The organism is Shewanella sp. ANA-3 (genome assembly GCF_000203935.1).
GTDB lineage: Bacteria > Pseudomonadota > Gammaproteobacteria > Enterobacterales > Shewanellaceae > Shewanella.
This window is the reverse complement of sequence record NC_008577.1, coordinates 2,025,342-2,040,580: the sequence shown is the minus strand read 5'-3', so window position 1 is coordinate 2,040,580 and position 15,239 is coordinate 2,025,342. Positions and strand designations below refer to the sequence as shown.

The window sequence follows — 15,239 nt, the reverse complement described above, 5'->3', positions numbered from 1 at the left end:
AATCAACGCATTGGCAAGTTTTTATCGGCAAACATTTCATCAATCAATTGCTGATCGCGTAATGCCACCGCCTTTTCAACGACATCGCGAGTCAAATGCGGTGCAAAGTGTTGAATAAAATCATACATATAACTACGTAAGAAACTGCCTTTTCTAAAACCAATCTTAGTCGTGCTGTGGGCAAATAAATGGCCCGCATCGATAGCCACTAAGTCTTTATCGATATTAGGGTCAATCGCCATCGAGGCTATCACCCCGACTCCTAAGCCTAAACGTACATAGGTTTTCAGCACATCGGCGCTGGTCGCACTAAAGACCACCCGCGGCTCGAGGTTTGCGCGGTTAAAGGCTTTTTCAATTTCCGAGGCACGGTCAAAACCAAACACATAAGTGACTAATGGGAAACGGGCTAAATCTTCAATACTGATATGGGTACGGGTCGCCAAGGGATGATCTTTGGGAACCACAACCGAGCGATTCCAATGGTAACAAGGCAACATGATTAAGTCGGAATACAAGTGCATCGCTTCGGTGGCAATCGCAAAGTCAGCATCGCCACGCGCCGCTTGTTCGCTGATCTGCGATGGCGTGCCTTGGTGCATATGCAGGTTGACTTTAGGATAACGGTCAATGAACTGGCGAATGATATGGGGTAACGCATACCGCGCCTGCGTATCCGTGGTCGCGATATTCAATTCCCCCTGATCAGGTTTAGTGTATTCCTCGGAGACTTTTTTGATGCTTTCAACTTTGCCTAAGATGTCATTGGCGATATTTATCACCTGTTGTCCGGCGGGTGTCACGTGGGTCAAATGTTTACCGCTGCGACCGAAGATTTGAATGCCTAATTCATCTTCCAACATGCGAACTTGCTTACTGATCCCAGGTTGCGATGTATATAAATTTTCCGCGGTGGCCGATACGTTAAGGTTGTGTTTGACGACCTCAGCAATATACCTGAGCTGTTGCAGTTTCATCTTATGTCCTTGTCTCAAACAGGCTGAATTGGATTGGCGAAAATGGCACAACTCAGTATCAGCTATAATCAATCGTTATAGTATATAGTAAAAATTAAAGCAAATAGGAATATAGAGCACAAGTCTTAAGTTTCATACGACAGAAATGATAACCTAGGCTAAGATAACTATGCTAGTTTATTGATTTATTGTAGCATTAGCCCAATTAGATAAATAATGGAACAGCTATGACATTCACCTTGGTTCTGATCCTCATCGGTGCACTTTTACTGCTTGTTATCGGAATTAACGTTATACAACAACAAAAAGAACGTGCTGAGGCTGAACGTCGCATAGAATTTGCCCGTCAACGCGCAATTATTGATGAAACTGAAACCGTATTGTCCAACACAGGGATGATCCCTTGCAGTACACACATCATTTTAGTGCTCTATCGTCGCGTGCAAGAAGCGTTAGAAATCGCCACCACTTTAAGTGCGAGTCAACAGCAATCGGATTTTCAACGTCGTCTTACCGATCTCAAGTCACAAATCGAGACATTGCAATCTAACACGCCACAGATGCCCCCTATTGAGAATTTTAGATTGCCGGATAATGACAAGCAGATCTTAGTGTTAGTACAAACACTCAAGAAACTGAAAGCCATTTTACGTGCAGAGCACAACAAGGGCCGAGTCGACCCCAATGTTTTTGCTCAGGAAGAGAATCGTATCGATAGTTTACAGCTACGGATTAATGTTGATTCCATGCTGTCCCGTGCCCGTGCCGCGAGCTTTATGAAGCAATATGGTTCGTCTAAGCAAATGGTCACAAAAGCTTTAGCAACCCTACACGCTATTAAAGCGCAAACACCGAATGATCCTTTTATTGCCCGCAAGGTCGATGAAGCCAAAATGTTGTTAGATGAGATTATGGGTGCACAAAAGCTTTCTGCGCCGAGTGCGCCTAGACCCAAAAATGAAGAAGATGACATCGATATGCTGTTTCAACCGAAGAAGAAATGGTGATATCGCATTGCTCAATTAAGAACGTTTTCCATAAAAAGCCAAGTCTGTGACTTGGCTTTTTTATGCGTGGTATTTTTATTCACAATATCTCGGTTATCGATACGCCAACATCATTACTGCAATCGGCGATTGTAAGAACCCTAGATAACAAAATGGGCTCACCTAAGTGAACCCATTTATAACCACGAAGAAAAGGATCCTAAACCCTATTCAGATCAGGTTACTTCTTAGCTTTCTTCGCCGTCGATTCAGTCACCCATTTACCATTCACATAATGCGCCGACCATCCGGTTGCTTTACCATCAACTTCGGTCGCCACATATTGCTCTTTGGTCTTACGGCTAAACTTAACCGCCGCTTTATTCCCCTCATCATCGGCGATAGGAGCATCGGCAAGATACTGATATTTTGGCCACAATAGCTCGCGATATTTCACTAACTCTTCAACCAGTGGCGCCCGGGTTTCCCGAGATTTAGGGAAAGTACTGGCTGCCAAGAAAATCCCTGCCGCACCGTCACGCAGCACAAAATGCGCATCAGACTTGCTGCATTTCAGCTCTGGCAGATAAATAGGATCTTCTTTTGGTGGCGCAGCTTCACCGTTTTTCAGTAACTTACGAGTATTCTTACATTCCTCGTTAGTACAACCAAAATATTTACCGAAACGGCCGTTTTTCAGCTCCATATCATGGCCACAGCGGTCACATTCAATTAATGGACCTTCGTAACCTTTGATCTTAAATTGTCCTTCTTCGACTTCATAACCCTCACAGATGGGGTTATTACCGCAAACATGCAGCTTACGCTTTTCGTCGATAAGATAGCTGTCCATCGCAGTGCCACAAATGCCGCAACGATGCTTGGCGCGTAGCGCATCGGTTTCAGCATCTTCACTGTCGCTAATCGCTTCAATGCCTGGCGTTAAGTTCATGGTGGTTTTGCAGCGCTCTTTCGGTGGCAACTCGTAACCCGAACAACCCAGGAACACCCCAGTTGTGCCGGTACGGATCCCCATGGGGCGACCGCAAGTCGGACACTTAATATTGGTCATCACCATTTGATTGAGGCGCATACCGCCTTCTTCTGGTGCCAATTCCGCCTTCTCGAGTTGTTTAGTGAAGTCGGCATAGAAACCATCGAGAACCTTTTTCCAATCCAGCTCACCACTGGCGACATCGTCAAGGGTCTGTTCCATGCTGGCGGTAAAGTCGTAGCTCATCAGCTCAGCAAAACTACCGACTAAACGCTCACTGACAATCTCGCCCATTTTCTCTGCGTAGAAACGGCGGTTTTCAACTTTGACATAACCCCGCTCTTGAATCGTCGAAATAATCGTGGCGTAGGTTGAAGGACGACCGATACCACGCTTCTCTAATTCTTTTACCAATGACGCTTCGCTGTATCTGGCAGGCGGCTTAGTAAAGTGTTGCTTAGGCTCTAGTTCAACCAGAGACAACAGATCACCTTCGTTCACCGATGGCAAGGTATTGTCTTCTTCATTTTTCTTTTTCAATGCGGTTTGAACACGAGTCCAACCGTCAAAGCGCAGGATACGTCCCGTCGCTTTCAGTTCATAGTCACCCGCCTTAACCGTGAGTTTGGTCGCATCGTATTGGGCAGGTGTCATCTGGCATGACACAAACTGACGCCAAATCAGCTCGTAGAGACGCTGTGCATCACGTTCCATATCGGTTAATGCAGCCGCTTCGACCTTCACGTTTGATGGACGAATCGCTTCGTGCGCCTCTTGTGCGCCTTCCTTAGAGCCGTAGCGAATTGGTTCGGCAGGTAAATACTTGGCGCCGTATTCCTTGCCGATCATCTCACGCACACTGTCTAACGCTTCTTGGCTTAAGTTTGTCGAATCGGTACGCATATAAGTGATGTGACCCGCTTCGTACAAGCGCTGGGCCATCATCATGGTTTTCTTCACCCCAAAGCCTAGGCGAGTACTGGCCGCTTGTTGTAGGGTTGAGGTAATAAAAGGAGCCGAAGGTTTACTTTGAGTCGCTTTATCTTCACGAGCGATCACTTTAAAGCTGGCAGAGGATAAGGCTTGAACGGCGGCTAACGCTTGCTGCTCGTTTGTGGGCTCGAAGGCTGAGTCTAAGTACTTTACCACTTCCATGCGTAGCGCTTCGCTCGCAGGCGTATTCAGCTGTGCGTGCACATCCCAAAACTCTTCAGGTACGAAGGCTTTGATTTCGCTTTCACGCTCCACCACAAGACGCACGGCCACGGATTGCACCCGTCCTGCGGATAAGCCGCGGGCAACCTTTTTCCACAACAGTGGAGACACCATAAAGCCGACGACACGGTCTAAAAAGCGTCGCGCCTGCTGGGCATTCACCATATTAGTGTCGAGGGAAGAAGGTTTACTAAAGGCTTCTTGAATCGCAGATTTGGTGATTTCGTTAAATACAACGCGTTGATACCGTGAAGGATCGCCACCAATCACCTCTTGCAAATGCCAGGCGATGGCTTCCCCTTCACGGTCTAAGTCCGTTGCAAGATAGATTTGGTCAGCAGAATCGGCTAAGGCTTGCAGCTCTTTAACGACTTTCTCTTTACCCGGTAGGATTTGATATTTAGCCGCCCAGCCCTTTTCAGGGTTAACGCCCATACGCGACACCAGCGCCTGGTGCTCTTTCACCTTTTTATATCGCGCCTTTTCTTCTGGCGACATCTTCTTCACTTCGGCGGCGGATTTCACCTTTTCATTGCCGTCAGATGAAGAAGAGGTTGGTAGGTCACGGATATGCCCCACGCTCGATTTAACGATGAATTCTTTGCCAAGATATTTATTAATAGTCTTAGCTTTGGCCGGTGATTCGACAATAACTAGCGATTTACCCATAGTTTGATTTGCGCCAAAAAATCTCAAGAAGGTGGAAATTGGCTCCATATATAGAGGGTTGCATTGAGAGTTTCAAGCTAATCCCTCTTTTATATGTACCAGCGAGTCACTTTTTAATCAAAGTTGAAAAAATGTAAAAAAATAATATTGCGTAATTAAAAACTAATATTTCATTATTTGCCAGCAAGCAAGAAATAGTTATGCATTTATCGTGAAAAAGTCGCTTTGAGCACAAAACCGTGCGCTTGTGCCCACAAAAACCTTCAGTATACTGGGTCGCTTCAGGGACCATTTGAATAAATAATAACCTTCCCTATCACAAGGATAAGCAATGAAGCACTTTGAAGCGAATTTCGACGGACTCGTTGGGCCAACCCACAATTATGCCGGTTTGTCTTTTGGCAATGTGGCCTCACTCAACAACGCCGCTTTAGTCTCAAATCCTAAAGCCGCCGCTAAACAGGGTTTGCAAAAAGCCAAAGCACTCGCTGATTTAGGGATGATCCAAGGCATGTTAGCGCCACAAGAGCGCCCAGATCTTAATACACTGCGCCGAATTGGTTTTTCTGGCAGTGATGCCCAAGTTTTACAACAAGCCGCTAAAACCGCGCCTGCGCTGCTTAATGCCTGTTGCAGTGCTTCAAGTATGTGGACGGCGAATGCCGCAACCGTGTCGCCCAGTGCCGACACCCGTGACGGTAAACTGCATTTTACCCCTGCCAACTTAGTCGATAAGTTGCATCGCAGTATCGAGCCCACCACAACGGGGCGCATCTTAACAGCAACTTTCAACGATCCCCACTATTTTCATCACCATAATCATTTACCTGAGCATAATAGCTTCGGTGATGAGGGCGCCGCGAATCATACTCGCCTGTGTCAAGAATATGGTCATGCTGGGGTCGAGCTGTTTGTTTACGGCCAAGAAGCCACCAATCCTAATGCACCAAGACCACAAAAATATCCCGCCAGACAAACCCTCGAAGCGTCGATGGCGATAGCAAGATTGCACCAACTCGAGGAGGATAACTGCGTCTTTATTCAACAAAATCCCGATGTCATTGACCAAGGGGTATTCCACAATGACGTGATCGCCGTGGGTAACCAAAATGTGCTGTTTTACCATGAGCAGGCATTCTTAAATACACAGGCTAAATTGGATGAAATAAGACGAAAACTCGATACCGAATTATTCTTTATCGAGGTTCCAACCACCAAAGTGGCGATTAACAATGCGGTAAAGAGTTATCTATTCAATACCCAAATCATCACTCTCCCCTCTGGCGAAATGGCCATCATTGCCCCAACAGACTGCCAAGAAAATCCTGCTGTTTATGCATATTTAAATGAGCTACTCACGTTAAATACGCCAATCAAGCAAGTGCTGTATTTCGATGTGAAACAAAGTATGCAAAACGGTGGCGGCCCCGCCTGCTTGCGTTTACGGGTTGCCATGAATGAGCGAGAAGTGGCTGCTGCGAATCAACACACTTTACTTAACGATGCTTTATTCGCGCGTTTAAATACTTGGGTGGATAAACACTACCGCGACCGTTTATCGACTCAAGATTTAGCTGATCCGCAATTAGTGGTTGAATCACGCACCGCATTAGATGAGCTCACCCAAATCATGAAATTGGGAAGTGTGTATCCATTCCAAAGATAAACCTCTATCTAACCACGCTAAACCACAAAAATTAAAGGCGATGCTCTGATCGCCTTTAATACTGTTAAGTGAATATTAAGCAGGCTGATTAACCACCATCTTTGACATTCACTGTCACACTCACAGGCGAACCTTTTGGTGTTTTTACGGTTATGACAAGAGCACCAGAGAGCTTTTGGTTAGCTTGGTCTTCTTGACCAATAGTAAATGCATATATTAACGGTTTATTAGATGCATTACTCGCGATTGAGTAACTCCCTCCCACAGGGACTATGAGCTTTCCATTGTCTATTGATGTCGTTATTTTAGTCTCGTAAGGTAATGTATTGTTATTTACATCAGAAACAAACAGATAAACTGTTTGAGGCTCTTTTTCTATCGGGTTTAGTGGATCTGTTCTGTCAATCAAATCTATTTCTGTTACTGCTGTCATCGTGTCTTTATCAGCTGGATCAATCTTTACTAATCGAACCATTGGTGTACTACCAGACATAACAATTGGAATATTTCTGAAGATATTTAGTTGAGCTCGATTATCATCTAAACCAGTGTCAGTGCAAGCAGCACTCGAACCAGAAGCACATAATAGCCCTGTGTATTTATTGTCAGCTTTATTAAAGATGCCATCAAAATTGTAATCAACAAACTCCTCATTCACCGAACCTGCTGGTTGAATAGGTAAATCAGCTAATGAGGAAGGTGAAGCTTTCCGGTAATAACCATCTTCATTATGATCAGTAAAAGCTTCGGATCTGTCAGTAAATGGTTCATTTGTATCAAATAAACCATTGCCATTTAAATCCACAAAACTTTCCTCACCAATAGCATAAGCTGTGATAGTCGCTCTACCTGGCCTAGGTTCTGTCAATATTGAATTGATTCCTGAATCAAACAGACTCTTTGATGGCCCCATACAAGGAGGATTAATATCTCCATAAAATGGTACAGGACATTGCACTACTGTACTCGAAAATGGTCGTGGGCTCTGGCTCCGCCACTGAACACCACAAGCCCCATCAGGATTAGTTAAACCACCAGTTGTACAAGAGCCAGGTATTGCACCGCCTTCTGCAGTGAAAACAATTACTGTGCCAGCGGGTACCATGTTATTAAAATGATCAGCCGCCAATATATTAATATCTACTGTTTCATTATCGTAATCCCAACCTTCAGGATTAAATATGGATGCTGATACAGAAAAACTGTCATCATCAGCAAGGCCTGTTGTGATTGCAAGTTGATCTGACACATTTGAAATAACGCCATTATGGCCATCCGCAGAACTCCCTGCCCATAATGCAAAAACTTTTACAGGAGTCGCTCTATCACCACTTCTTACAATAACAGAAGCGAGTCCTGCACTGTCCGTTACGGCAACAGCATACTTATTAGGCACACTTAAATCAGCAGGATAGTTAGGAGAATTTGGTTTCGGGAAATTAGGGCAATCGAGATAATCTTGCGCTAATGGAGCAGGACTTAGGCTAATCCCTCCTACTTCGGTGCTTAATTCAAAACAAACTCTTTCTTGTCCCGCTGGTGCAGCTGTTTCATCTAACAGCTTGAATGTTACTACTGATGTTTCAGAACGAGCACCCGCACCTGCGATCCCTCCAGTTCCTTGTAAAGCCAACAATGTCGGGCTAGCCGTAACATATTGCAAAGCTCCAACTTTAATAGAATCAATATTGATTACAGCTGTTGAACTTACACTTCCTCCGCCTGTTATAGCAGAAACTGATACTGTGTCCTGTGTTTCGCAACCAGTACTTCTATAAGTCGCGTATCCCTTTCCACCATTTGTAATAACAGGTGAGTCAATTATTGCTTTATTGGATGCTTGGCATTCAGAAGTAAATACAAGAGTAAAAGGTTGACCTGTTGCTAACGAACCGTCTGGATTTAAAACAGTAACATCCAAAATGGTGGAACCACCAGCTGGAAGTAAATTACCGCCAAGGGAAGTTTCTAGTTTAAGTGAAATATTAACCCTACCAATTTCAAAAGCTTTGGTGGCCGTTACATCTTTCACTTTCAGTGAAATCTCTCCAGCTCCAACATTGCCATTCGCATATAAATCGAGAATTGCTTTACCTTCAGCATTTGTAATAGCAGTGCCTGAGCTTGGGCTAATTGCCCCTATAGTAGTCGCAGCAGTAATCAACACTTGTTGCAAAGCTTGTGTGCTGCCGGAACGAGTCACTTTAGCACCGACAATGCCGGGTTTATCATTAGTAATATTGTCTGTAGCCTTACAAACTTCGAAGTTCTTTAACGCTTTATCCCAAGTTGCAACATCATTACAATCATAGATATCAAAGCTAATTTCAGGGCTTGCTTCAACAGGGTCAATTTCATCTCCCGCGGTTACAAATCCAATAATCGCTTTTGCAGTTCCATAAGTTGCAGTAATTTCACCAGCACCTTCAATACTTCCCGCGGTTAATGTAATAGATGCACGGCCAAGAGAATCTGTTAACGCTGTTCCTTGAGTCGGTAGAAAGTTACCTAATGTACTACTAAAACTAACAACTTTACCAACCAAGGGAGTCGAATCTTTATCCACTAAAGCAACAGTTACTTTACCAGGCTGTGTAGCACTAATATCGGTGGTTGGAACCCCTGTCTGACTATTTGTCAGCTGAATAGACAAAGAATTTGCTTCGCCATTACCACCAGGAGCATCACCTGCAACTTCAAAGTTAAAGCTATCAGTTATTGTTTCGTTTTCAAGTGAAAAACTTGCTGTGACAGTACCAGCCCCAGCATTAGTACCAGTCACTAAGGTCACTGATGCATGACCATTCAAGTCAGTTAATGCAGTTCCAGATGAAGGATTTAATGTACCCTGGCCTGTTAAATTAAATGAAATTGTTTGGTAACTAGTTGGAACCCCATCTTTTCGCAGAGTTGCAATCACAGAACCTGGAACACTATGACTAATATTCCGTAATTCTTGACCTTGTGAATCTGTAATCGTTAACGCAATGCTATAGGCATCAATTGGTTTAACAACAACTTCATCGCCTAAGGTATTAAATCCAAAAGCTTCTGACTCTGTATCATCAGCTTTTGCAATAATTTTACCAGCACCAGCGACAGTTCCTGCTGTTATAGCTATTTTAGCAAGACCCTGTGTATCTGTCAGAGCAGTACCTGATTCAGGCTGAAATTTACCTAACGTAGAAGTAAAGGTAATAACCTTACCTACAAGAGGCTCGTCTGAACTATTAGTATATAGTGCTTTAACAACTCCAGGAGTTGCTGTACTAATGCTTGTTATGGCTTGCCCTTGAGCATTCACAAGAAATAGCTTTAGTTTATTTCCCGTTCCCGGATTAATGGCTCCATCGCCTTTAGAATAAAATCCAATACTAGCGGACTCACCTGTTACAATACTAGCAGTCACACTTCCTGCACCTGCTAAATTCCTCGTTTCAAGCTTGATCTTCGCAACCCCAGATGAATCAGTTAACTGAGTACCAGTGGAAGGCGTAAAAGTGCCCAATTCGTCATTGTCGAGCTTAAATGTAACGACAATACCAGCCTTAGGTCCTGTTTTAGAATCCACAACGGTAGCCTGCACTTCCGCAGGAGTATCAAGTGAAACATTGTCACTATTCGAAATACTAAGAGTGACAGTCACTACACTAGGCTGGGGTGTCGTTCCTGTGCCATCGTCGGAGATACTGCCTCCGCCGCCACATGCGACCAAGAAAAGTGAACATAATCCTGCGAGAAAAACCTTATACGCTGACTTCATTGTCAGGCTCCCTGTTACTCTGATGATAATACCAAGATTGACGCTTTTAACTTATAGGCTAACATTACACAATTTTCACCTAACTTTTCCAATACTCTCTCATTTTATTTCTCATATTTTGCAGTCAGTTTAACATCGGAACTCATTTAAACTTCTGCATTTTCTTGCTAGGCTTGTCGTCGCCAATATTAGAATGTATAAAAAACACACAGGAATCCCCATGGCAACCTTATTACAAAAGAAATTCGGCCTTACAAGCAAAATTCTGTTCGGTATGGCAACAGGTATTGCTTTAGGTCTCATACTCCGCAACGTCTTTCCAGAAAGCGATATCGTAAAAGACTATATTACTGAAGGTTTCTTACATGTTATCGGCACTATCTTTATCTCAAGTTTGAAAATGCTAGTGGTTCCACTGGTATTTATTTCATTAGTTTGTGGCACTTGCTCACTGAGTGAACCTTCAAAATTAGGTCGTTTAGGCGGCAAAACATTAGCCTTTTATTTATTCACAACAGCGATTGCTTTAATTCTCGCCATTGTCAGCGCGGTATTAGTTCATCCAGGTAATGCTTCGCTCGCTTCCGAAAAAATGGAGTACACAGCCAAAGAAGCGCCTAGTCTTTCGAGCGTCCTAATCAATATAGTGCCAACGAATCCGATGCAAGCCATGAGCGAAGGCAATATGCTGCAGATTATTATCTTTGCGGTGATTTTTGGCTTTGCGATTGCGCATATTGGCGAACGTGGGAAACGTGTTGCCGCGTTATTTGAAGATTTAAATGAAGTGATCATGCGGGTCGTTACGCTGATCATGCAGCTTGCGCCTTACGGGGTGTTTGCACTGATGGCAAAACTGGCTTTAACGCTAGGTTTGGGAACATTCGAAAGTGTGGTCAAGTATTTCTTTGTCGTGTTGGTGGTGTTACTCATCCACGCCTTTATCGTCTACCCGACCCTGCTTAAGTTATTCTCAGGCTTAAATCCGCTGATCTTTATTCGTAAGATGCGTGATGTGCAGTTGTTTGCCTTTTCAACCGCAAGCTCAAACGCCACCTTACCGATTACGATTGAGGCGTCTGAGCACAGACTCGGTGTTGATAATAAAATTGCCTCTTTCACCCTGCCATTAGGTGCCACCATTAACATGGATGGCACGGCGATTATGCAAGGTGTCGCTACTGTATTTATCGCCCAAGTCTTTGGTATTGAGTTAACCATTACCGATTATGCTGCCGTTGTTGTCACCGCGACCTTAGCGTCAATCGGTACTGCTGGGGTTCCGGGCGTAGGCTTGATCATGTTAGCTATGGTGCTTAACCAAGTTGGTCTGCCCGTTGAAGGTATTGCCCTCATTATCGGGGTTGACCGACTGCTGGATATGGTGCGCACCGCGGTTAACGTAACAGGCGATTGCGTCGCGACTGTGGTGATTGCCAAATCTGAAGGCGAATTTAACGAAACCGTATTCAACAATACTCAAGCCGGTAAAGTCGCCAGTAACTTCGATGAACAAGTGCATAAAGTAGAGTAATCCTCACTTTCGAATGCATCTATATCTACTAAAAAGCCCAACTCAGTTGGGCTTTTTTATTTGTCTTATCCTAATTTTGTGAACAAGCAAATAGAATAGTCCTTTAAAACCCATTACATTAGACCTCGTCAATATAGAAAGATAGAGAGGAAAACTATGTGGTGGAGAGTGAGCTGGATTATTGTCGCCTTTTGGCTGTTAAGCGCGCATTTTCTACGCTATGACCAGCTTGTATTAACTGGCCTATTTGCATTCGCGCCTCTTGGTTTACTCATCAAACACCCTGTCGTCATTCGACTACTGCAGGCGATATTATTCATCAGTGTGGTTATCGTTTGGGGCACAACCGCGATCGATGCAGTACAAGTGCGTATCGCCCACGGCGCGCCTTGGATAAGGCTGGCAATCATCATGGGCGGCGTGATGCTCTTTAGTCTTGGGGCGGTCTGGAGTGCGAACGGAATTTGGCGCAAAAGAGCGCGTTATAGCAAGTCGGCATTCTAGCAATCCGAGACATCACTAAATTGCTTTAAAGACAATAAATTAGTACTTATTTTAGCCACTACTTTAGCTTGGTCAGCCGAGGTTAAGTTGCCATTGGCTAAAATAAGACAATATTTGGCTCCCGCGTATATTTTGCGTACACTGAGTCCAGTCGACTTTAAGGCATGAGAATTATGAGAATTTTGGTTGTTGAAGATGATCTTATTTTATCCCACCATCTAAAAGTACAGTTAAGCGATTTGGGCAACCAAGTTCAAGTCGCCCTCACCGCCAAGGAAGGATTCTTCCAAGCGACTAACTATCCCATCGATGTGGCCATCGTCGATTTAGGTTTACCCGATCAAGACGGCATTAGTCTTATACAACAATTACGCGAAGAAGGCGTTAAGGCGCCTATCTTAATCCTAACGGCCCGAGTTAACTGGCAAGATAAAGTTGAAGGCCTCAACGCGGGTGCCGACGACTATTTAGTCAAACCCTTCCAGAAAGAAGAACTGGTTGCCAGACTCGACGCCTTAGTCAGACGCAGCGCAGGCTTTGTTAAACCCGTTATCACCAGTGGTGAGTTAAAACTCGATCTTGCCGCTAAACAGGTCACCCTCGCGAATGAAGTCATGGAAGTCACTGCCTTTGAATACCTCATCTTGGAATATCTGATGCGCCATTGCCATGAAGTCGTCGCCAAACAGCGGCTACTGGATGTGATTTACGGCGACAAAGAAGGCGATCCTAACACCATTGAGGTTATGGTGAGCCGTCTACGTAAAAAACTCACCCGCGACGGCATAGACAACCCTATTGTGACCATCCGTGGCCAAGGTTATAAATTCAATCTGCCATGCAATTAAGACTCAAAATGAAGAAACGTCTGCTCACGCGGATGTTTCTCACCTCATTATCAATCATCACCTTAGTCGGATTTGGCCTCGCATGGATGGTCAATATTCTGCATGCGCAAAATAGCTACAACGAAGAAACTGCGCAGCTGATCGCCGAGATCCCCCAAGTCGCCGCCGAGTTGAGGGAACATGACTTGATCCCCGACACCAGCGCTTGGTTGGAGGAAAATAACAAGCAAGAACGCTATGTGATGGCGAGCTGCGATGAAAAATTTAAGCAAGTGTGGACATCTTCCCTCGCAGTTGACCGAGGATTGTTTGATACCTGCGAGCGTTTCAACGAAATCCGTAATGACTCCCCGCCCTACTACCTAACTATGGCCGATGACAGAGGCTACTTTGTGTATTTACTCGCTGTCGAAATCGCGGGAGTACATTACAACCTGCTGGTGATGAAGGATGCCGCCAAACTCGAGCAGGAATACAGCAAATTCAGTAAACGCACCTATATACGTTTAGCCATGGTGCTCGCCCTCGCGCTCATTCTGCTGGTCAGTGCGGCTTATTGGGGGATGCGTCCGTTGGTACGGATGCAAAATGAACTGCAATCGATTAACCAAGGTAAGACGAAATCGCTTTCAGAGGGTTACCCTGTTGAGCTTGAAGGGGTTACTCAAGCCCTTAACCAACTCTTACAACAATCAAGCGCGCAACAGCAACGCTATCAAAATGCGATGAACGATCTGGCCCACAGCCTAAAAACCCGTCTTGCCGCCGTTCATGCCATTACCGATGACACGAGTCTCAGTAAACAATCTGCCAATGAAAAAATCATGGAGCAGATCAGCCAAATGGATCAACTGGTTAAATATCAACTTAAACGTGCCATGTTGGGTCGCCAAGGCTTAAAGCAGGAACACACCGCCATCGCCCCGCTCGTCGACCAACTCGCGCAAATGTTGTTTAAAATTTATCGCGAAAAACAGGTGCAATTTAAGGCTAACATTCCCACAAACCTGCAGTTTCCGGGCAATAAGGGCGACTTGATGGAGCTATGTGGCAACCTGATGGAAAATGCCTTCCGTTTGTGTATCAGCCAAGTTCAGGTCAGCGCCCGCTATACAGATCAAGGTGATTTTGAATTAATCGTCGAAGATGACGGACCTGGGGTTGAAGAGAAGCTGCGCCAAAAAATCATTCAACGGGGCGTGAGAGCCGACACCCAATCTCCAGGCCAAGGTATTGGCTTAGCCGTATGTGATGAGATTGTCAGCAGTTATGGCGGCGAACTCAGCATTGAAGAAAGCCATTTAGAGGGCGCGCGCTTTCGCATTCGCATCCCCGTCTAAATAATTCCTAGAATTTTATGCATATACCGCGTATAACTGCTCGGCGCGGTTAAACATTACCCATGACGTGGCAATATATTTATCGTTACTGATCGGCATATTGCCGCGATGGGAATGGGTAAAGCCCGCGGGCGCAATCACCATAGTGCCTTTCTTTGGCGAAATCTTACGCTGCTGGTAATAAAACTCGGTTTCTCCGCCCTCTTCCACATCGTTCAAATAAAACATATACAGCACGACACGGTGCAGCGCCTCATTGTGGTTTAGTTGGGGAAATTGCTCCGAATGCCAGTGGGGATATCCGCCTTTATTTTGCTGATATTGCTGCACATTGATACTGCCACTGCGGTACAAATATTTGACTAAGGCTTCGGCTCTTGGCTTGCCGAGGCGCTCAAAATTATTCGGCGTTAAGGTTACCGCTTGGCCTTGCTCGTCACTCACCGAAACCGCCACCGCGCCCATTAAGGCCATCGAATACTTAGTAAAATAATCCGTTGTGCCCTTTAGGGTATAAGATAACAGTTCATTCTTGATGGGTTGTAAATCGGCAAAATTATCTAAGGTGAGATCGCGGCTGATCTTCTTTTCGAGGTCGACACCATTACCCGTTTGACCATCGACCACACCGGCATGTTGTTCAAATGCAAGAATGAGACGATCACATAGGTCATCGGGTAACGCATTAGGGTATACTTCAATAAAGTCCATATATGCTCAGTGCTTCGGCTATTTTCTACCCT

The 15,239-nt window shown here is 44.8% G+C and carries 10 protein-coding genes; 6 read left to right on the top strand and 4 right to left on the bottom strand.

What is annotated here, in order from left to right:
• Window positions 1-2: 2 nt before the first annotated feature.
• A complete protein-coding gene (gene cysB / locus SHEWANA3_RS09140) occupies window positions 3-977 on the bottom strand; it encodes an HTH-type transcriptional regulator CysB (protein ID WP_011622367.1) in 975 nt (324 codons plus the stop codon).
• Window positions 978-1,204: 227 nt separating this feature from the next.
• Here cysB and zomB point away from each other — a divergent pair, with 227 nt between their 5' ends.
• Window positions 1,205-1,984: a flagellar motor control protein ZomB gene (zomB, locus tag SHEWANA3_RS09135; protein WP_011716752.1), complete on the top strand. Its 780-nt coding sequence runs from the start codon at window positions 1,205-1,207 to the stop codon at window positions 1,982-1,984.
• A 220-nt stretch (window positions 1,985-2,204) separates the two neighbouring features.
• Here zomB and topA read toward each other — a convergent pair whose 3' ends face one another.
• Window positions 2,205-4,841: a type I DNA topoisomerase gene (gene topA / locus SHEWANA3_RS09130; RefSeq protein ID WP_041412994.1), complete on the bottom strand. Its 2,637-nt coding sequence runs from the start codon at window positions 4,839-4,841 to the stop codon at window positions 2,205-2,207.
• A gap of 331 nt (window positions 4,842-5,172) precedes the next feature.
• Here topA and astB point away from each other — a divergent pair, with 331 nt between their 5' ends.
• Window positions 5,173-6,507: an N-succinylarginine dihydrolase gene (astB, locus tag SHEWANA3_RS09125; RefSeq protein WP_011716750.1), complete on the top strand. Its 1,335-nt coding sequence runs from the start codon at window positions 5,173-5,175 to the stop codon at window positions 6,505-6,507.
• 88 nt (window positions 6,508-6,595) lie between these two features.
• Here the strand turns inward: astB and SHEWANA3_RS09120 are convergent, their stop codons facing one another.
• Window positions 6,596-10,270, bottom strand: a complete 3,675-nt coding sequence (locus tag SHEWANA3_RS09120; protein WP_011716749.1) for an invasin — start codon at window positions 10,268-10,270, stop codon at window positions 6,596-6,598.
• 220 nt (window positions 10,271-10,490) lie between these two features.
• Here SHEWANA3_RS09120 and SHEWANA3_RS09115 point away from each other — a divergent pair, with 220 nt between their 5' ends.
• From SHEWANA3_RS09115 to SHEWANA3_RS09100, 4 genes are all read left to right on the top strand, one after another.
• A complete protein-coding gene (locus SHEWANA3_RS09115; RefSeq protein WP_011716748.1) occupies window positions 10,491-11,804 on the top strand; it encodes a dicarboxylate/amino acid:cation symporter in 1,314 nt (437 codons plus the stop codon).
• Between the two features lie 156 nt (window positions 11,805-11,960).
• Window positions 11,961-12,308, top strand: a complete 348-nt coding sequence (locus SHEWANA3_RS09110) for a hypothetical protein (protein WP_011716747.1) — start codon at window positions 11,961-11,963, stop codon at window positions 12,306-12,308.
• Between the two features lie 173 nt (window positions 12,309-12,481).
• On the top strand, window positions 12,482-13,156 hold the full coding sequence (locus tag SHEWANA3_RS09105; RefSeq protein ID WP_041412604.1) for a response regulator: 675 nt from the start codon (window positions 12,482-12,484) through the stop codon (window positions 13,154-13,156).
• Entirely contained in the window at window positions 13,147-14,496 is a 1,350-nt protein-coding gene (locus SHEWANA3_RS09100) for a sensor histidine kinase (RefSeq protein ID WP_011716745.1), read from the top strand. The genes SHEWANA3_RS09105 and SHEWANA3_RS09100 overlap by 10 nt, the downstream gene beginning before the upstream one ends.
• A gap of 15 nt (window positions 14,497-14,511) precedes the next feature.
• Here the strand turns inward: SHEWANA3_RS09100 and SHEWANA3_RS09095 are convergent, their stop codons facing one another.
• Window positions 14,512-15,207, bottom strand: coding sequence for a 2OG-Fe(II) oxygenase (locus SHEWANA3_RS09095; protein ID WP_011716744.1), 696 nt, complete (start codon window positions 15,205-15,207; stop codon window positions 14,512-14,514).
• Between the last annotated feature and the right edge of the window lie 32 nt (window positions 15,208-15,239).